At 44.8% G+C, this 18706-nt stretch carries 22 protein-coding genes; 10 read left to right on the top strand and 12 right to left on the bottom strand.

The features are described 5' to 3' along the window. Positions 1-12 precede the first annotated feature (12 nt). Both cyoE and EAE92_RS04200 read left to right on the top strand, forming a co-directional pair. Positions 13-897: a heme o synthase gene (cyoE, locus tag EAE92_RS04195; RefSeq protein ID WP_011148018.1), complete on the top strand. Its 885-nt coding sequence runs from the start codon at positions 13-15 to the stop codon at positions 895-897. A 155-nt stretch (positions 898-1052) separates the two neighbouring features. Beyond that, a complete protein-coding gene (locus EAE92_RS04200; RefSeq protein WP_214067158.1) occupies positions 1053-2432 on the top strand; it encodes an MFS transporter in 1380 nt (459 codons plus the stop codon). A gap of 123 nt (positions 2433-2555) precedes the next feature. On the opposite strand, the gene EAE92_RS04205 is transcribed toward EAE92_RS04200, so the two are convergent. Beyond that, complete coding sequence (locus EAE92_RS04205; RefSeq protein WP_214067159.1) at positions 2556-3047, bottom strand: YajQ family cyclic di-GMP-binding protein; 492 nt, start codon at positions 3045-3047, stop codon at positions 2556-2558. A gap of 134 nt (positions 3048-3181) precedes the next feature. Here EAE92_RS04205 and panE point away from each other — a divergent pair, with 134 nt between their 5' ends. Beyond that, positions 3182-4054: a 2-dehydropantoate 2-reductase gene (panE, locus tag EAE92_RS04210; RefSeq protein ID WP_214067160.1), complete on the top strand. Its 873-nt coding sequence runs from the start codon at positions 3182-3184 to the stop codon at positions 4052-4054. 2 nt (positions 4055-4056) lie between these two features. Continuing rightward, complete coding sequence (gene yajL, locus EAE92_RS04215; RefSeq protein WP_214067161.1) at positions 4057-4647, top strand: protein deglycase YajL; 591 nt, start codon at positions 4057-4059, stop codon at positions 4645-4647. Between the two features lie 69 nt (positions 4648-4716). Here yajL and thiI read toward each other — a convergent pair whose 3' ends face one another. After that, positions 4717-6165: a tRNA uracil 4-sulfurtransferase ThiI gene (gene thiI / locus EAE92_RS04220; RefSeq protein ID WP_214067162.1), complete on the bottom strand. Its 1449-nt coding sequence runs from the start codon at positions 6163-6165 to the stop codon at positions 4717-4719. Positions 6166-6361: 196 nt separating this feature from the next. Here thiI and xseB point away from each other — a divergent pair, with 196 nt between their 5' ends. From xseB to dxs, 3 genes are all read left to right on the top strand, one after another. Beyond that, the gene (gene xseB / locus EAE92_RS04225; protein ID WP_214067163.1) at positions 6362-6640 is read left to right on the top strand and encodes an exodeoxyribonuclease VII small subunit; all 279 of its coding nucleotides are present in this window, start codon (positions 6362-6364) and stop codon (positions 6638-6640) included. A 4-nt stretch (positions 6641-6644) separates the two neighbouring features. After that, the gene (gene ispA / locus EAE92_RS04230) at positions 6645-7562 is read left to right on the top strand and encodes a (2E,6E)-farnesyl diphosphate synthase (RefSeq protein ID WP_214067164.1); all 918 of its coding nucleotides are present in this window, start codon (positions 6645-6647) and stop codon (positions 7560-7562) included. A 62-nt stretch (positions 7563-7624) separates the two neighbouring features. Next, entirely contained in the window at positions 7625-9490 is a 1866-nt protein-coding gene (gene dxs / locus EAE92_RS04235; protein WP_214067165.1) for a 1-deoxy-D-xylulose-5-phosphate synthase, read from the top strand. Between the two features lie 124 nt (positions 9491-9614). Here dxs and EAE92_RS04240 read toward each other — a convergent pair whose 3' ends face one another. Next, on the bottom strand, positions 9615-9752 hold the full coding sequence (locus EAE92_RS04240) for a hypothetical protein (RefSeq protein WP_160169972.1): 138 nt from the start codon (positions 9750-9752) through the stop codon (positions 9615-9617). Between the two features lie 69 nt (positions 9753-9821). On the opposite strand from EAE92_RS04240, the gene EAE92_RS04245 reads away from it, so the two are divergent. The 3 genes from EAE92_RS04245 (at position 9822) to EAE92_RS04255 (ending at position 11006) form a co-directional block, all read left to right on the top strand. Further along, on the top strand, positions 9822-10100 hold the full coding sequence (locus EAE92_RS04245) for a type II toxin-antitoxin system TacA family antitoxin (RefSeq protein ID WP_036775083.1): 279 nt from the start codon (positions 9822-9824) through the stop codon (positions 10098-10100). Next, positions 10097-10621, top strand: a complete 525-nt coding sequence (locus tag EAE92_RS04250; RefSeq protein WP_214067166.1) for a GNAT family protein — start codon at positions 10097-10099, stop codon at positions 10619-10621. Before EAE92_RS04245 ends, EAE92_RS04250 begins: the two co-directional genes overlap by 4 nt. Positions 10622-10754: 133 nt before the next feature. After that, entirely contained in the window at positions 10755-11006 is a 252-nt protein-coding gene (locus EAE92_RS04255; protein WP_051560605.1) for a hypothetical protein, read from the top strand. Positions 11007-11225: 219 nt separating this feature from the next. Here EAE92_RS04255 and pgpA read toward each other — a convergent pair whose 3' ends face one another. The 9 genes from pgpA to yajC form a co-directional block, all read right to left on the bottom strand. Next, positions 11226-11717, bottom strand: a complete 492-nt coding sequence (gene pgpA / locus EAE92_RS04260) for a phosphatidylglycerophosphatase A (RefSeq protein ID WP_214067167.1) — start codon at positions 11715-11717, stop codon at positions 11226-11228. After that, positions 11710-12699: a thiamine-phosphate kinase gene (gene thiL / locus EAE92_RS04265; RefSeq protein ID WP_036775077.1), complete on the bottom strand. Its 990-nt coding sequence runs from the start codon at positions 12697-12699 to the stop codon at positions 11710-11712. The genes pgpA and thiL overlap by 8 nt, the downstream gene beginning before the upstream one ends. Before the next feature lie 100 nt (positions 12700-12799). After that, positions 12800-13216, bottom strand: a complete 417-nt coding sequence (gene nusB, locus EAE92_RS04270; protein ID WP_046394461.1) for a transcription antitermination factor NusB — start codon at positions 13214-13216, stop codon at positions 12800-12802. Positions 13217-13242: 26 nt separating this feature from the next. Continuing rightward, a complete protein-coding gene (ribH, locus tag EAE92_RS04275; protein WP_046394460.1) occupies positions 13243-13713 on the bottom strand; it encodes a 6,7-dimethyl-8-ribityllumazine synthase in 471 nt (156 codons plus the stop codon). A 126-nt stretch (positions 13714-13839) separates the two neighbouring features. Further along, complete coding sequence (gene ribD / locus EAE92_RS04280) at positions 13840-14949, bottom strand: bifunctional diaminohydroxyphosphoribosylaminopyrimidine deaminase/5-amino-6-(5-phosphoribosylamino)uracil reductase RibD (protein WP_181150124.1); 1110 nt, start codon at positions 14947-14949, stop codon at positions 13840-13842. A 4-nt stretch (positions 14950-14953) separates the two neighbouring features. Beyond that, positions 14954-15403, bottom strand: coding sequence for a transcriptional regulator NrdR (nrdR, locus tag EAE92_RS04285; protein WP_036775072.1), 450 nt, complete (start codon positions 15401-15403; stop codon positions 14954-14956). A 116-nt stretch (positions 15404-15519) separates the two neighbouring features. After that, complete coding sequence (gene secF / locus EAE92_RS04290; RefSeq protein WP_036775069.1) at positions 15520-16488, bottom strand: protein translocase subunit SecF; 969 nt, start codon at positions 16486-16488, stop codon at positions 15520-15522. Positions 16489-16498: 10 nt separating this feature from the next. Then, positions 16499-18346 carry a protein translocase subunit SecD gene (secD, locus tag EAE92_RS04295; RefSeq protein WP_214067168.1) on the bottom strand — a complete coding sequence of 616 codons (1848 nt, stop codon included), beginning with the start codon at positions 18344-18346 and terminating at the stop codon, positions 16499-16501. A 27-nt stretch (positions 18347-18373) separates the two neighbouring features. Further along, positions 18374-18703 carry a preprotein translocase subunit YajC gene (gene yajC / locus EAE92_RS04300; RefSeq protein WP_036775066.1) on the bottom strand — a complete coding sequence of 110 codons (330 nt, stop codon included), beginning with the start codon at positions 18701-18703 and terminating at the stop codon, positions 18374-18376. Positions 18704-18706 lie beyond the last annotated feature (3 nt).

An 18706-nucleotide genomic window follows, 5' to 3' on the forward strand; every position in this document is an offset into this window, starting at 1 on the left:
AGAGCTGCATATATGATTAAGCAATACCTGCAAGTAACTAAACCAGGAATTATTTTCGGCAATTTAATTTCTGTGATCGGTGGTTTTCTACTCGCCTCGAAAGGGGTGATTGATTACCCTTTGTTCATCTCGACTCTGCTCGGCGTTTCATTAGTCGTGGCTTCTGGTTGTGTATTTAACAACTACATTGACCGAGACATCGATCGGATCATGGAAAGAACAAAAAACCGCGTCCTTGTAAAAGGACTTATTGATCCGAAAATCAGCCTGATTTATGCATCAATACTGGGTATTGCTGGCATAGTGCTGCTCTATGCAGCAGCCAATGCTTTAGCAATGCAATTAGCGATTATCGGTTTTGTCGTCTATGTAGGGGTTTATAGCCTCTATATGAAAAGGAAATCTGTTTATGGCACGTTGATCGGCAGTTTGTCCGGTGCGGCACCTCCGGTTATCGGTTATTGCGCAGTAACTGGTCAGTTTGATACGGGCGCGTTGATCCTGTTACTGATTTTCAGCCTGTGGCAAATGCCGCACTCCTATGCCATTGCTATTTTTCGTTTCAAAGATTACCAGGCAGCCAATATTCCTGTACTGCCCGTGATCAAAGGCATATCTGTGGCGAAAAACCACATTATCCTTTATATCCTGGCATTTATGATTGCAACCCTTATGTTAGCCATCAGCGGTTACGCTGGTTACAAATATTTGGTTGTTGCAGCAGCAGTGAGCGTCTGGTGGCTAGGAATGGCGTTATCCGGTTATAAAACTGATAATGACCGCATTTGGGCTCGTAAATTATTTATATTTTCCATTGTGGCAATCACTTCCCTGAGTGTCATGATGTCTATTGACCCACATGTGCCCTCAGAAGCCTTCCTAACTTACGTCCGGTAATTTTCCCTGATGGCAGAGGTGTCCCCTCTGCCATCAGTTTCTTTCCAGCCTGTTATCCCCTCCCCTTAATACTTCAATATTATTAATTCAATTAACTATTTACCCCTTATTGAAAACCTATCTACAATGACGTATCAAAATATTTCGAGGTAATCATGAACGATAATAAAATGACGCCACTTGAGCTTCGGGCGACATGGGGCCTAGGTTCAGTTTTTTCTCTGCGAATGCTAGGCCTGTTCATGGTGATTCCTGTATTAACAACCTATGGCCTGAATCTAGAAGATGCCACTAAAACACTTATTGGTATCGCCATTGGCATTTATGGTTTAACCCAGGCAATTTTACAGATCCCTGTTGGACTGCTTTCTGACAAAATTGGCGCTAAACCCTTAATTATTGGTGGGTTACTACTATTCGTCCTTGGCAGCATCATTGCTGCTCTCAGTGATTCTATTTGGGGCATAATAATTGGACGAGCGCTACAAGGCGCTGGAGCCATATCTGCTGCAATTATGGCGCTACTTTCTGATTTAACCCGTGAACAAAATCGAACTAAAGCGATGGCTTTTATTGGCATTAGTTTCGGAATAACTTTCGCCGCAGCCATTGTACTTGGCCCAATACTGGCTCACGCTATTGGGTTAAACGGTCTGTTTTGGGTAATTACCATTCTGGCTGGTTGTAGCATTCTGATAACACTATTTGCTGTTCCTTCCACAGATAAACACATCCTCAACCGCGAATCAGGCATTGTTCGTCACAGTTTCAGTAAGGTTCTGGCTGATAGCCAATTGCTGAAACTCAACTTTGGCATACTCAGTTTGCACACTTTGCTAATGGCAAGTTTTGTCGCCTTTCCTTTAGTGATGCAACAAGCAGGATTCCCTAACCAACAACATTGGAAGGTTTACCTGATCACCATGCTGGCTTCATTTGTATCTGTTTTACCTTTCATTATTTACGCAGAAAAAAAGCGCCGCATGAAACAAGTATTTTCACTGTGTATCACGATGCTACTGATGGCCGAAATTGTATTGTGGTCGGCGGGACATCACTTATGGGTAATTTTCATCGGCATACAAATTTTCTTTATTGCTTTCAATGTAATGGAAGCTATCTTGCCATCACTTATCAGTAAAGAAGCACCGGCAGGTTATAAAGGTACAGCAATGGGCGTCTACTCCACTAGCCAATTTTTAGGTGTCGCTTTAGGGGGGAGCCTTGGTGGTTGGTTATCTGAATTAAAAGGAGCACCGCTGGTATTTATGGCAGGTATCGTTCTGACAATCATTTGGTTGATTATCAGCACAACAATGAAACAACCCCCCTATGTCAGCAGCATCAGAATTTCTCTGCCAGAAAATATAGTCAATAAAGCATTGCTGGAACAAAAAATTCTTGTTCAACCAGGCGTTTGCGACGTCGTTATTGTGCCGGAGGAGCATAGTGCTTACATAAAAGTAGATACCAAGCTGACAAACAGAGCGCAACTTGAACAATTGATAGCCAATAATAATGACACGATAGATTAAGTATCAAACCAGATAACTCCACTCACTCCGATTTGATATTCAGGGAAACTGGGAGTGGGGTATTCTGGTCAAGAATACCCCACTCCATATTAGGCTAGATATTTCAATCCACTAGGCAGAAAATCAATCCCGGAAATTAGTAAACTGGAATGGCTGTCCCAGCTCTGCGCCACGAACTAATGCCATTACACTTTGCAAATCATCACGAGCTTTACCTGTCACTCGCACCTGTTCACCCTGAACCTGTGCTTGCACTTTCAGTTTACTATCCTTAATCAGCTTCACGATCTTTTTCGCCGTAGGGGTATCAATCCCCTGCTTCAAAGTCGCTTCAACGCTGTAAGTCTTACCACTGTGCAACATATCATCAGGGATATTCAATGCAGCGCCATCGATACCACGTTTAGCCAACTTTTCACGCATGATATCAACCAACTGATTTACCTGAAAATCTGACTCACTGGTAATCTTGATAGACTCGCTTTTTTCATTTAACTCGAAACTGGCGCTGACATTACGGAAATCCCAGCGGCTAGTAAGCTCGCGCTGCGCATTTTCTACCGCATTGCGAACTTCATGCATATCAATTTCTGAAACAATATCGAAAGATGGCATTATCCATGACCTCCTGATAATCAATAAGTTGGCATGATAACCGCTTTCCACTGTCAGCAAAAGCGCTATACTTGGATTAGCGGGATCTTATTATTTCTATCCAATATTATGGCAGCGTCTTTCAAAAGGTGTATATGAAGATAACCGTTCTTGGCTGTGGCGCTATAGGAAAACTGTGGCTAGCAGCATTATCGCAACAAAAGCATCAAGTACAGGGTTGGCTAAAAAGTTCCCGGCCTTATTTATCTGTTCATATTGACGAAATGAATGGGCAAGCATTCAACCAACCAATCCCAACTAATAACAGCGACCATCTTGCTAACAGCGAATTACTAATTGTCTGCCTGAAAGCATGGCAAGTCGCTGATGCAGTCAATAATTTACTGCCCAAGCTTTCACCTAATTGCCCAATTTTATTACTACACAACGGCATGGGTACCCAGGAAGAACTATTATCAGCGCCTAATCCCATACTGCTTGGCGTCACAACACATGGCGCATATCAGGATGACCAACGGGTTTATCATACCGCGTCCGGACTAACCCATATTGGCTCGGCAACGTCAAATGCAACTGGACTTAGATCCCTGGCTAATGTACTACACCAATCTTTGCCTGACGTTGCATGGCATAATGAAATCCTCTCTATTAGCTGGCTGAAACTTGCCGCTAACTGTGTCGTAAACCCGCTGACTACACTTTATGAATGCCAAAATGGCGATTTGCTTCGCTATCCGGAACAACTAAATATTTTGTGCGAAGAAATTATTCAGGTTATGAAACGAGAGAACATACATACCACCATCGACAACCTGATTGCCTATGTCTACGATGTGATTAAACTTACAGCAAAAAATTACTCTTCCATGTTGCAGGATATCCGCGCAAAACGTCGCACTGAAATTGACTATATCACCGGTTATTTATTACGCCGGGCCGGTGCACACGGTCTGGCAGCCCCTGAAAATACCCGTATCTATAACCTAGTTAAACATAAGGAAAGATGATTATGACCCCTTCAGCACTCATCTGCCTGACTCACGGTAGTGAAGAAATAGAAGCCGTTACAACCATTGATTTACTGGTACGCGCTGGCATCAATGTTACGATCGCCAGCACCACCAACGATGGAGAACTGATTTTAACTTGCTCCAGAGGTGTAAAACTAGTTGCTGATGTCCCTCTAGAAAAAGTTATTGATGAATCTTTCGATGCCATCATCTTACCCGGTGGTATGCAAGGTGCCGAATGTTTCCGTGATAATCCACTCGTTATCGAAAAAATCCGCCAGACACATTATCAAGGGAAAATTATCGCGGCAATTTGTGCCGTGCCTGCTATCGTGCTTGAACACCACAACTTATTCCCTACTGGCAAAATGACCGGTTATCCCGGTTTGCAAGACAAAATTTCGTCTGATAAATGGATTGATTGCCGAGTCTGTTTTGATGATCGAGTCAATCTATTGACCAGCCAAGGGCCAGCAACAGCTTTTGATTTCGCATTAAAACTCATTGAATTATTAAAAGGACGAGAAACAGCGGCAGAGGTGGCGACTCAACTCATATTGCCACTAGGTGTATATTCTTATCAGGACTGAAAAAATAGACAAAAACATCTTACTTTATACGATTCGGGGTTCACATAATAGGAACCCCGAAATATACAATTAAGGCCGATAAACCTTTACGTTGTCAAAACCCTGTTCAGATAAATAGAGTGCCTGCAAACGACTCATAACTCCACGTTCACAATAGAGTAAATAGGTCTTATCCTTTGGCAAATCACCAAACTGGCTGCTCAACTTATAGAATGGCAATGATTTGATTTCCACACCATTTAACTGCAATGGCCGATCATCTTGTTCATCAGGCGAACGAATATCCAATAACACATCCGTTGGAGCGAACGCTGTCACTGTTTCAATTTCAACCACTTGCTCATTGCTTTGTTCTGCGATCTGGCGAATATCAATATTCTGAGCCTCACTGATCACTTTTTCCAGAATATTAAAATCGAAATTTTCCTCTTCTGCTTCAATTTTAGCTTTAACAGCTTTTACCGTTGGGCTTTTTGAAATGACACCGCAGAATTCAGGCATCGTACGGGCAAAATCCTCAGTGCCAATCTCACGTGCTAACCTGATAATATGTTCTTTATCATGAGAAATCAGCGGCCGCAGAATCAATGTATCCGATGCATTATCAATCAAACGCAAATTAGTGAGTGTCTGGCTGGAAACTTGTCCCAAAGCTTCACCGGTAACAATCGCCTGCACGCCATAACGCTCTGCAACTTTAGATGCCGCTCTTACCATCATCCGTTTAAGCACCACCCCCATTTGACCATCGTCAATTTTTTCCAAAATTTCAGCGACAACAGGTTCAAAATCCACAGCAACGAAGCGGACTTTATGGGAACTACCAAAACGACTCCAAAGATAATGAGCAACCTGCTTCACGCCAATTTCATGGGCGGAACCGCCGAGGTTGAAGAAGCAATAGTGAACACGGCAGCCACGGCGCATGAGCATATAGCTGGAAACACCAGAATCAAAACCCCCGGAAATCAGAGACAATACATCTTCCTGCGTTCCGATAGGAAAACCACCAATCCCTTCATAACGGGCTTTTACCAAAATCAGCACATCCTGATCAATTTCCAAATTGACGGTAACATCAGGATGATTGAGTTTTACTTTCGCAGATTCAATATGCTGGTTTAAACCACTACCGACATAGCGTTCTACTTCATTAGAAGTAAATTGGTGTTTACCTCGACGCTTTACTCGCACGCAAAATGTCTTATTGTGGAGCGATTCGCCATAAGCGTCATAAGCTTGTTCAAAGATATGATGCATGTCACGAAACTCACGCTCTTCTACTTGCAGAATATGGTGGATACCGGGGATACGTGTCAACACATCACAAATTTGAGCGCCAAGGTTTTCATCTTTAGTACGAACTTCGATATTATCCCAATGGCGAACCACTGCAATATTATCTCCTAACGTTTTCAGCACATTGCGAATATTACTAGCGAGAATTTTAATAAAGCGCAAACGAACAGTTTGGCTCTTGATCGTGATTTCCGGGAATAATTTAATAATAAACTTCATAGTGAGTTATAGTAGTAGTTAGGCATTTTGATAAAAAAACTGATGGTACGTTTTGGTTGTCAAATCAGGCTGCGGAGTATAACACTATCTCGTGGTATAGCGCGGAAAAAACACAAAATCAGTTAAGGATTTGTTTGCACCAGCATAATAAGATAGTCTGCAACCCTCAGGCGAGCTCCGTAAATAGTAAAAAATTATGCCAAAGAAAAATGCAATATCAGAAAGCACAAACAGTACGCCAGAAAGTGCACCGGCAATGACATTTGAAAGCTCATTAAAAGAGCTAGAACAGATCGTCGCCCGGCTGGAATCAGGTGAACTGGCACTGGAAGAAGCCCTAAGCGAGTTTGAGCGTGGTATTCAATTAGCCCGCCAAGGGCAACAGACTTTGCAACAAGCAGAACAGCGAGTTCAGATTCTGCTTAACGATGATGCCCAATCTCCACTGAGTCATTTCTCCCCGGATACTGAATAAGCCTATGTCTGAACAAAATTCAACCCAATTTAAAGAACAGCTTAAAATCTGTCAACAACGAGTCAATAACGTTCTGATAAGCACACTATCTTCACTGGCATTTGCAGACAACCCGCTCGTTCACGCAATGCAACATGGTACTTTGCTCGGTGGTAAACGCCTGCGCCCATTTTTAGTTTATGCCGTTGGTGAAATGTTTGGGTTATCCGCAAATAATCTGGATGCTCCAGCAGCAGCCGTTGAATGTATCCACGCCTTTTCATTAATCCATGACGACTTACCGGCGATGGATAACGATGATTTACGCCGTGGACAACCGACCTGCCACATAAAATTTGGCGAAGCTCACGCAATTCTGGCGGGAGATGCATTACAGGCTCTGGCATTTGAAATCCTATCTAAAAGAGAAATGCCGGATGTTACAACAACAGATCGCCTCGAAATGCTTGCTGAATTGGCAACCGCCAGTGGCGTAGCCGGTATGTGTGGCGGCCAAGCCCTGGATTTGGCAGCAGAAGGCAAACACATCGATCTCCATATGCTAGAAAAAATTCATCGCCACAAAACAGGCGCGCTTATCCGTTCCGCAGTCAGAATGGGCGCATATAGCGCAGGCCAAAGTGGGCATGACGCCCTGCCTGAATTGGATCAATACGCCCAAGCCATCGGCCTCGCATTCCAAGTTCAGGACGACATTCTTGATGTCATTGGCGATACCGAAATGATAGGAAAACGCCAAGGCAGTGACCAACAGCTAGGAAAAAGCACTTACCCCGCATTACTAGGGTTAGAACAAGCACAGAAAAAAGCATACGAACTGTATCAAGAAGCATTACAAGCTTTGAATAAACTGGAAGATAAATCTTATAACACAACCATGCTGCGCACACTTGCCAGCTTTATCATTGAACGTAACAACTAAGGTCTGCCAGTAAATTTACCTACTGACAGCGCTATTAATAAACACTTCTTAACGAGCATCAAATGAGCATTGATATAGCCAAATACCCAACATTGGCATTAGCGGAAAATCCTGAAGAACTTCGTATGTTACCAAAAGAGAGCCTGCCGAAGTTATGTGATGAACTTCGGCAATTCCTGCTAAACAGTGTCAGTCGCTCTAGTGGTCATTTTGCCTCAGGTCTTGGCACCATTGAGCTGACTGTAGCGTTACATTATGTCTATAAAACGCCTTTCGACAAATTGGTATGGGACGTCGGCCATCAGGCTTATCCTCACAAAATCTTGACAGGACGCCGAGATCGTATTGATACGATTCGTCAAAAGAATGGGCTTCACCCTTTCCCGTGGCGGGATGAAAGTGAATACGACACCTTATGTGTCGGCCACTCATCGACCTCTATCAGTGCTGGATTAGGAATGGCAATTGCCGCTCAACGCGAAGGCAAAGGCCGTCGTACAGTTTGTGTTATCGGTGATGGCGCGATAACAGCAGGCATGGCTTTCGAAGCGATGAACCATGCCGGGGATATCGACCCGGATATGTTAGTTATTCTTAATGACAACGAAATGTCTATCTCAGAGAACGTTGGTGCGTTAAATAACCATCTAGCTCAACTTCTATCCGGTAAACTCTACACCACATTGCGGGAAGGTGGGAAAAAAGTCTTTTCCAATCTACCTCCGATTAAAGAACTACTGAAAAAAACCGAAGAACATATCAAAGGCATGGTTGTTCCTGGCACTCTGTTTGAAGAATTGGGCTTTAATTACATTGGCCCTATCGACGGACATGATGTACTGACATTGACCCAAACGCTAAAAAATATGCGTGAGTTGAAAGGGCCGCAGCTACTGCACATCATGACTAAAAAGGGTCGGGGCTATGCACCCGCCGAAAAAGATCCTATCAGTTGGCATGCGGTACCTAAATTTGATCCGACTACTGGCGCATTACCTAAAAGCTCAGACAACCGCCCTACTTTCTCCAAAATCTTTGGAGACTGGTTATGCGAAGAAGCCGCCAATGACAAAAAACTGATGGCAATCACACCAGCCATGCGCGAAGGCTCTGGTATGGTGCGTTTCTCCCGTGAATATCCTGATCAATACTTCGATGTCGCCATTGCAGAACAACATGCCGTGACTTTTGCCGCTGGTTTGGCAATTGGTGGTTACAAGCCGATTGTTGCTATCTATTCGACATTTCTCCAACGTGCTTATGACCAAGTTATCCATGATATCGCCATTCAGAATCTACCTGTTCTATTTGCAATAGATCGCGGAGGTATCGTAGGTGCTGATGGTCAGACACATCAAGGCGCCTTTGATCTTTCATTCCTTCGTTGCATCCCCAACATGGTCATTATGGCGCCCAGTGACGAGAACGAATGCCGACAGATGCTGCATACCGGCTATCATTATCAGCAAGGTCCAGTAGCCGTGCGCTATCCACGAGGGACCGGAACGGGGGCAGAACCCCAACCATTTGAACAATTGCCAATTGGTAAAGGCGTTATTCGTCGTCAGGGTAATAAGGTAGCGATCCTGAACTTTGGAACTCTGTTACCCGATGCAATAACAGCAGCAGAGTCACTGGATGCGACTGTTGTTGATATGCGTTTTGTCAAACCACTGGATAAAGAATTGATATTAGAAATGGCTGATAACCATGATTTATTGGTCACGCTGGAAGAAAATGCCATTATGGGCGGTGCCGGAAGTGGCGTTAATGAACTGCTAATGCAGGAAGGTCGTCTGGTGCAAATTCTGAATATTGGCTTGCCTGACCAATTTGTTCCACAAGGTAATCAGGAAGAAATCAGAGCGGATTTAGGGCTTGATGCCGTAGGTATTCAGAATAGCATCAATAAAAGGCTATTTTCCTGAGTGTATAGGGATAATAGGATATTTATTCTATTATCCTCAGTTTAGGATTATAGTAGGAAGTGCCTCAAGTTAGATGATATGTATTTTCCGCATTCTTCTCTATAAAAAGGCACTATTTTCAGAATCAAGTAACGATACCTACCAAAGGCTCTACACAAACCCAGTAATCCAGTGCAGTCGTCTTCTGAAAATAACAAAATCGATAGAGGTCACTGCCGTGCCAAAAACGTTCGTATTTGATACGGTACGCGTACGCTTTCATTGTGTACATTTTGCTAATAGGCACACCTTAGTGTACAATTTCAATGCGTATAAATAGGAGGACGTAACAATGCCTCAGATCCCAGTAGAAACTAATGACCGAATGTCGCTACGTATTGCCTCAGAAGAAAAGTCGCTGTTGATGCGTGCAGCCGCTTTACAACATACCAACTTGACTGAGTTCGTGCTCCGCAATGTGATGTCAGCAGCACGGAAGATTATCGACGAGAACGAACGACTGGAGCTGACCGAAAGAGATAGTTTGCATGTTCTGGATCTTTTGGATAACCCACCGGCACCGAATGATAAATTGTTGGCCGCAGCATTTGCCTTGCCGAAACAATCATGATGCTACCAATCTGGCACGAAGAGCCTATAGGCAAACATCATTATCGCGGTGCTTTTGACTGTGGTGATGAGGCGTTGAATCAGTTTTTACATCGCCATGCAAGGCAGAGCCATGAGAAAGGTGGGGCAAAAACCTACCTTGCGGTTAGCGAGAGCAATCGGACGGTATTGGGTTACTACAGTCTAAGCCCCGCTTCTATTGCTTATGAACGTGCACCGGAAGTGATTAAACGTGGTCTGGCTCGACATGAAGTGCCAGTATTTCGGCTTGGCCGTCTGGCTGTAGATCTTTCAGTACAGAGTCAAGGACTCGGTGGCCAGTTGTTGCTAGCTGCTGGTCGGCGCTGTTTATTGGTGGCCACGCAGGCTGGCGGGGTTGCATTGCTAATTGATGCCAAGAATGAGCGTGTTGCCGAGTGGTACGCCAGCTATGATGCTATTCCGCTATTAGATGCCCATCTATCTTTGCTGTTACCATTAAAAACAATACATGCGGCACTAGTCACTGCGGGAAAGCTTTAAATGAACGAAGCCAACCAATCACAATAAATTACAACTACTACCAGATATCTCTGCTAAACGACAGGGAAACGCCTACGTCATATTTAAAAATGGGCATTAAGAAATCGGCGGAGTAGTTGTTCACGGTACTCGGTTGGGTGATACCCAACTTCAACCTAAGATATTTCCTTGTACCAAGTGCAACCAGATCATTGCCAGACTGGTGTTCTCTTGGGATTCTGCATCCGTTGAAGAAATGGAAACTGTCGGCAAAAAACTTGAGCTGGAAGCCTTCGTTTCTGACTATCCGGTATGGGTACTTGGCGCACCTGACTGCGACGATGATAACATCGCGAAGCATTTACATGCCCAAGAAAGGGGAGGTGTATTGGGAGCATCCAGATAACATGAACAAGCGGTTGATTGAACTCAACGAGAATCTCTGTTGGGGCACTTTTACGCAGAAACTTACGGTTTTGTCCTCACACAACTATCCCAAACCGGAATTTTCTGTAGAAAAATCACCTACCACAGAAGTTAGCGGTTATCGCAGCTACCCGATCACTACTCCAAGTATGAAGCAAAAAATGAGTCCCTCTCTAAGGGATAATCAATACACCACACCTCAAAAAGTCAAAATCTGATAAAACGCCAATAACCAAACAATCACGAAAGAAAATACACCCGCAATAATATCATCCAACATGATGCCTAATCCTCCATGAACATAGCGATCAAACCAGCGAATTGGCCACGGTTTCCACATATCGAGAATACGGAACACCATAAAACCGGTCAAAACCCACTGCAAGTTAATCACAGGGATTGCCATCAATGTGATCCACATACCGATAAATTCATCCCAGACAATACTGCCGTGGTCATGAACCTTCATATCATCAGAAGTACGCTGACAAATCATTATGCCGAAAAACATCCCGACAATAATCACCAACCAGCAAATCCATTCCGGGAACTGAACCAGTAATAACCAGAACGGAATAGCCGCTGCCGATCCCATTGTCCCCGGCACGACCGGCGACAGCCCACTACCAAAACCTGTCGCTAATAGATGCCAGGGATTGCTCATCCGTAAGCGACGCTTTGCCTTATCCATGTGCTTCCTCGGTAATAAAATGATCGAACCCTTTTAGATCTAATTTAATCTCTTTATTATTGCTGTAGTAACGAATACCTTCCGATTCCGCCATGATCTGTCCAACACAGCTAAAACCAGCACCGGTATGCGCTAACGCAATTTCCAACGCACCACGATTCCGCTCCGGGACGGTAAAACATAATTCATAGTCCTCACCACCACTCAAAGCCCACATCAAAGCTTGCTGCGGTTCAACATATTGTTTCATCGCATCAGAGTAAGGAATCGCATCCAGGTTTATTCTGGCTCCACATCGGCTGGCTTTCAGGATGTGACCCAAATCAGAAATCAAACCATCAGACAAATCAATAGCTGATGTTGCCAAGCCACGTAGCGCTTGCCCTTGTAAAATACGAGGCTGCGGCCTGAGATGACGCTGAACTAACCAGTTGTGGGATATCGGATCAGAAATTTGCAAACGATTTTGTAACAGAGCCAAACCCGCCGCACTATCACCCAACGATCCACTCACATAAATCCAATCGCCATTTTTTGCGCCAGCACGCCGTAACGCTCTGCTTGCGGGAACTAAGCCATGAATCGTCAACGTCAGACTCATTGGGCCGCGGGTAGTGTCGCCGCCAATAAGCTGCATACCGTAATAACGCAATTGTTCAAACAAACTGTCACTGAAACTACTCAGCCAGCATTCATCCACTTCCGGTAATGTTAAAGCCAATGAAAGCCAAGCAGGATCAGCGCCGACCGCGGCCAGATCACTAAGATTCACAGCGAGAGATTTGTAAGCTAAATCTTCAGGGGAGATATCAGGTAAAAAATGAACGCCTGAAACTAAGGTATCCGTACTAACCGCCAATTGTTGTTTATCGGCCAGTGTCATTAGTGCGCAGTCATCACCAATACCCAAATTTACATCACGCCGGTTAGTCTCCTGGCGATCAAAATAACGTGCAATGAGGTCAAATTCGCCACATGCCATAATAAAATCCCAAAAAATTACTGATGATCATGAACATAAGGCCGGTATCCCGGCCTTACAAATCATCGTCTACGGTGGGAAAAACCCGACAAGCAGTAGCTTATCTTTTTCTGCGTACTGCTGGACCAGATTTATCCAATACTCCGTTCACGAATTTGTGACTATCTTCAGCACCGAAGACTTTTGCCAATTCGATAGCTTCGTTAATAGCCACTTTATAAGGGACATCATCACGATAACTTAGTTCAAACATAGCAACACGCAAAATGGCTTTTTCTACCTGACCTAACTCTTCGAGCTGACGGGAAAGATAAGGAGCCATCAAAGCATCCAGCTTAACTGCATTCACAGCTACTCCTGACAGCAATTCACGAAAATAGGTTACGTCAACACCAGTGACGTCCTGCTCCGACAGAAACTGTAATTCAACATCAGCAATGCTATTGCCAGATAATTGCCATGAATATATAGCCTGAACAGCGCACTCACGAGCACGACGACGAGCAGCAGGTTTCACAAGATTCCCCTTAATTAAAACTAAAATCAGCCTTTAATGGCATTAATTACATTGACCATTTCCAGCGCGGTTAATGCAGCTTCTGCGCCTTTATTACCCGCTTTGGTTCCAGCGCGTTCAATCGCCTGTTCAATGCTTTCTGTAGTCAGAACACCAAATGCCACTGGGATTTCACTGGACATCGCCACACTAGACAGACCAGAACTGCATTCACCAGCAACGTATTCAAAATGAGCGGTACCACCGCGGATAACTGTACCTAGCGCGACAACGGCATCATATTTTCGGGTTTCGACCAATGTCTTCACTGTCAATGGTAACTCGTAAGCACCAGGAACCCAGACAACAGTGATATTCTCTGAGGCAACCTGACCGATACGCTCAAGCGCATCTACCGCGCCTCCTAACAGACTGTCATTAATGAAGTTGTTGAAACGTGCAATGGCAATCGCCACACGAGCTTGTGGAGCTGCAACAACACCTTTGATTACGTTCATAGCCTTCCTTCTATCTGTTCATATCCGCAGGGGGGCGGATTCTATCATATTCTTTCGTTAGCCGCGCCTGCCGATTTAGCAACGGAGCATAAAAACAGGCAAATTAATCCACACTCACATATTCAGTCAGTATACAGGCCGTAAACGCAGACGAAGATCAGGCCCAACTTGCTGTATATCAAAAATGTCAAATTCCGGCGCCACTGCCAGATTTTTGAGTTCAGGAATAGTAAACAAACCACAAGCCGTATCACCTAGCACTTTTGGCGCAACGTAAAGAACCAGTTCATCCACCAATCCTAACGTTAGCAATGCCCCCGCCAACAATGCCCCGCATTCAGTCCAGACCGTATTGATCTGGCGCCTCCCCAACTGCATCATCAATGACACTAAATCTACCCCAGCACCATGAGCCGGTAACAGTATCTGTTCTACATTTTTAGACAAGTCATGTTCATCTGCTTTAGTGCGAGCCAGCCAACAATAACCGGGCTGTTGTATCACCTGATGCTGAGGACCAACACGATTTTGACTGTCAACAATAACACGTACCGGTTGACAAAGATTTTCCTCGGGATAAGCCGCCTGAGTTTCTGCATCCAATTCACTCCAACGAACCGTCAAGTGAGGATCATCAGCCAGAACAGTGCTACTGGAACTCAGAATCGCGCTACATTGAGCACGGAATTTTTGCACATCATCGCGAGCTTGAGATGATGTAATCCATTTACTTTCGCCAGAAGCTAATGCAGTTCGCCCGTCAAGAGAAGAAGCCATCTTCAACTGAACATACGGGAATCCGGTACGCATCCGTTTCAAAAATCCCCGGTTGAGAGATTCAGCTTCTTCCATCATCAGACCATGCTCTACTGCAATACCAGCCTGTTGCAGCTTATAAAGTCCCCTTCCTGCTACCTGTGGATTAGGGTCCTGCATCGCCGCAACCACACGGCTAACACCAGCCGCAATCAACGCATCGGCACAAGGTGGCGTTTTACCGTGATGACTGCACGGTTCAAGCGTGACATAAACAGTTGCGCCCTTAGCTTTATCTCCGGCCATCCGTAAAGCGTGAACCTCAGCATGTGGCTCGCCAGAACGTAAATGAAAACCTTCCCCAATAATCTGCCCATCACGCACAATCACACAACCTACGTTGGGATTAGGTGACGTGGTAAAGCGCCCTTGACGCGCTAATTCCAAAGCACGCGCCATATATTTTTTATCGTTATTCACTGGCTCAACCTTGTAATTTAGCAATCTCTTCGCCAAATTCACGAATATCTTCAAAGCTGCGATAAACAGAAGCAAAACGGATATAAGCAACTTTATCCAATTTCTTCAATTCATCCATGACCAGATTACCAATCATTTTGGATGGAACTTCCCGTTCACCGGTAGCACGTAACTGAGATTTAATATAGCTAATCGCCATCTCTACATCATCAGAACTAACCGGGCGCTTCTCCAGTGCTTTTTGCATACCGCGGCGCAATTTTTCTTCATCGAACGGCTCTCGGATATCGTCACTTTTTATTACTCTAGGCATAACCAACTCAGCCATTTCAAAAGTGGTGAATCGCTCATGACACTCAAGACACTGGCGCCGTCGGCGCACCTGCGAGCCATCCCCAACTAAACGAGAGTCAATCACTTTGGTATCAACAGCAGCACAAAATGGGCAATGCATATCGTTTCCTGATGGTTAATCCAAACTAAATTTACAGTTTATCCTTAATCTGAATAAAAAACACCCTGTCAGCCGGAATACTCACAGGGTGTTTGAACAGCATCAAGGCAGAATAATTAAGGTAACAAAGATGGCTGATCAGCCCCTTCTTTTTCAACTTTTTGCTGGATCATGTGTTCACGCTTCATACCCAGTTTCAACGCTAAAGCGGAAGCAACATAGATAGAAGATACCGTACCGATAGAAACACCGATTAACATCGCTAGTGAGAAACCCTTCAACATCGCGCCGCCGAAAATATACAACATCAGCACCACCAGTAAGGTAGTCGCGGACGTCATGATTGTACGGCTCAATGTTTGCGTCAGAGAGACGTTCATAATTTCATACGACGTACCACGACGGATCTTACGGAAATTCTCACGGATACGGTCAGAAACCACGATACTGTCATTCAATGAGTAACCGATAACCGACATCAGCGATGCCACAATGGTCAGGTCAATCTCGATATGAAACAGTGATAGAACCCCTAATGTGATGATGACGTCATGGGCAAGGGCAAGAACCGCACCCAATGCTAAACGCCATTCAAAACGGAACCCAACATAAATCAAGATACAGACAAGCGCCGCCAGTAACGCCATTGCACCATCTTGGGCGAGCTCAGCACCGACACTCGGACCAACAATTTCAATACGATTGACACTCGCATCTTTATCAATGGTGTCATTAACGACCTTAATAACCTTTTTACCCAGTTCCTCATTAGCCGCTCCCGTAACCGGTGGCATACGCACCATGACATCACGGCTACTACCGAAATTTTGCAACAGCGGATCTTCAAAACCCGCTTTTGCCAGGCTATCACGCATCTTATCCAGATCAGCAGATTGACTGAGTTTGATTTCGATTACCGTACCACCGGTAAAATCGAGTCCCCAGTTAAATCCGCGGGTTGCCATCACAAAAACAGAAGCTACCAACAGCAGCAACGAAATTCCGAAAGCAACGTTGTCCCAGCGCATAAAGTCATAGACTCTGCGACCATAGTTCAATTGTTCAACAGTATAATCCTGTGCCACAACGTGCTCCTTAAATTGACAGCTTCTTAATACGCTTACCGCCGTATAGCAGGTTGACGATCCCTCGAGTACCTACAATAGCGGTGAACATAGAAGTCGCGACACCAATTGACGTTGTTATCGCAAAGCCTTTAATTGACCCGGTACCAACAGCATAAAGAATGACCGCAGTAATCAACGTAGTCAGGTTAGCGTCAATAATACTGGAGAAAGCCCCTTTATAACCTTCATGTATCGCTTGTTGCACTGTCCGGCCATTACGCAGTTCTTCTTTGATACGTTCGTTAATCAGCACGTTAGCATCAACCGCCACCGCCAGCGTTAGCACAATACCCGCGATCCCCGGCATGGTTAACGTCGCCCCTGGCAGCAGAGACATGATACCGACAATCAACACCAAGTTAGCCAACAACGCACTGCTCGCAATCACGCCAAATTTACGATAGTAAATCACCATAAACAGAATTGATGCAATTAAGCCCCACAGACAAGCTTCTAAACCTTGTTCAATATTTTGCAGACCAAGGGTTGGTCCAATGGTACGCTCTTCCACAATCTGAATCGGCGCAATCAAAGCCCCCGCACGCAACAATAAGGATAACTGACGCGCTTCGGTTGCATTGGAAAGGCCCGTGATACGGAAATTGTTCCCCAGACGAGTCTGAATATTAGCAATGTTAATCACTTCTTCATGTTTAACTAACACCGCCCGACCGTTAGCATCTTTCTTACCGCTGTCTTTATATTCCACAAACAGTGTTGCCATTGGCTTACCAACATTGTCTTTGGTGAAATTAGACATCGCTGTGCCACCGGCACTGTCCAGTGAAATACTCACCTGTGGATTACCATATTCATCGGCATCCGAGATTGAATCTGTAATGTGATCACCGGTCAGAATAACACGCTTATATAGCACAACCGGATTACCGTCACGGGTGTTTTTCACCTCAGAATCACCAGGCACACGACCTGATGCAGCCGCGGTAGAATCAATACCGGTATTAACCAGACGGAATTCCAACGTTGCTGTCGCGCCAAGAATCTCTTTTGCACGAGCGGTATCCTGAATACCCGGTAATTCAACCACAATACGGTCAGCGCCCTGACGCTGAACCAATGGTTCAGCCACCCCCAGTTGATTAACACGGTTACGTAGAATAGTAATGTTCTGTTGTACCGCATAAGAACGGGCTTCGCGCTGACGTTCATCACTCATCACCGCTTTCAGGGTATTATTAGTTCCGATACTGAAAACTAAATCACGGTGACGACCTGTCAGATAGTTTTCCGCCTCAGCACGCGCTTTTTCATCACGGAAGCGGATTTCTACGCCGTAATTATCAATTTTACGAACAGTGGAATAAGGAATACCCTTTTCACGCAAATCAGTGCGCAGACCATCAATATTCTGCTCTTGCAGTTTGCCTAATGCGGTTTCCATATCCACTTCCATCAGGAAGTGCACCCCACCCCGCAGATCAAGGCCCAACTTCATTGGTTCGGCGCCAACCTTACTTAACCAGGTTGGTGTTGCTGGCGCCAGGTTCAATGCCACCACGTATTGATCGCCTAATGTGGACATCAATACTTCACGGGCACGAAGCTGAATATCGGAATTATTGAAACGAGCAAGAATCGCGCCATTTTCCAGCGTAATAGATTTACTCGCGATTTGATTCTTTTCTAAAACATTATGGACTTGGACCAGCGTTTGCTCACTGGCGGCGACACCTCGCGCGCCAGTGATTTGTACAGCCGGATCCTCACCATAAAGGTTGGGAAGTGCATAAAGCAAACCGATGAGGATCGCAGCGATCAGCATCAGATACTTCCACAAAGGATAACGGTTTAGCACGGCAGTTCCCTTCGGGAAAATCAGAAATTATAGAGCTTTCATCGTACCTTTCGGTAAAACGGCAGCGACGAAATCACGTTTAATGGTCACTTCAGTAGTCTCATTCAGTGCTACAACGATATAACCCGTGTCAGAAACTTTAGTGACGCGACCAATCAAACCACCATTGGTCATCACCTCATCACCTTTGGAAATAGAATCCATCAGCTTTCTATGTTCTTTAGTACGTTTCTGTTGTGGACGCAGGATCATGAAGTAGAAGATCAAGCCAAAAACGACCAGCATGATGATCAAAGAATATGGGCTTCCCTGAGCCGGTGCGCCAGCAGATGCTGCTGCTTCAGAAATAATACTCATTAA

Source organism: Photorhabdus hainanensis (assembly GCF_018448965.1).
In the GTDB taxonomy this organism is placed as follows: domain Bacteria; phylum Pseudomonadota; class Gammaproteobacteria; order Enterobacterales; family Enterobacteriaceae; genus Photorhabdus; species Photorhabdus akhurstii.